This is a genomic window from Falsirhodobacter sp. alg1, from assembly GCF_000739715.2.
In the GTDB taxonomy this organism is placed as follows: domain Bacteria; phylum Pseudomonadota; class Alphaproteobacteria; order Rhodobacterales; family Rhodobacteraceae; genus Falsirhodobacter.
The window spans coordinates 1-492 of the sequence record NZ_BBJC02000132.1 but is presented as its reverse complement, the minus strand read 5'-3'; the positions used below and the strand labels follow the sequence as shown (position 1 = coordinate 492).

General features: G+C 60.8%; 2 pseudogenes. One reads left to right on the top strand and one right to left on the bottom strand.

Going from position 1 to position 492, the window contains the following annotated elements:
- Window positions 1-308 (bottom strand): annotated as a pseudogene (locus TR36_RS14605) (AAA family ATPase); the annotation flags it as partial.
- A gap of 1 nt (window position 309) precedes the next feature.
- Here TR36_RS14605 and TR36_RS15370 point away from each other — a divergent pair.
- Window positions 310-492: pseudogene (locus tag TR36_RS15370) on the top strand (NAD-binding protein); the annotation flags it as partial.

The window sequence follows — 492 nt, the reverse complement described above, 5'->3', positions numbered from 1 at the left end:
GATCGACGGGTTGTCGGACTTCCGCGTGNATCTTGTCGACCTCGTCGATATAGACGATGCCGCGCTGCGCACGCTCCACGTTATATTCGCTGGCCTGCAACAGCTTCAGGATGATGTTTTCGACATCTTCCCCGACNATAACCCGCCTCGGTCAGCGTGGTCGCATCAGCCATCGTGAACGGCACGTCCAGAATGCGCGCCAGCGTCTGCGCCAGCAGCGTCTTGCCGCAGCCGGTAGGGCCGATCAGCAGGATGTTCGATTTGGCCAGTTCGATATCGGTCTTCGTCGAATGGTTCAGACGCTTGTAGGGATACATCGGGCTGGAGGCAGCGGCGGTGCTGGCAAAGCTGGGGCTGGAGGTGACGCTGGTCGAAGCCGCTCCGCGTATTCTGGCCCGTGTGGCCAATTCCGAAACGGCGGCATTCTTCCGGGACCTGCACCAGCAGAACGGCGTGACGATCCTGGAGGAAACGGGCGTTGCCAATCTGGCT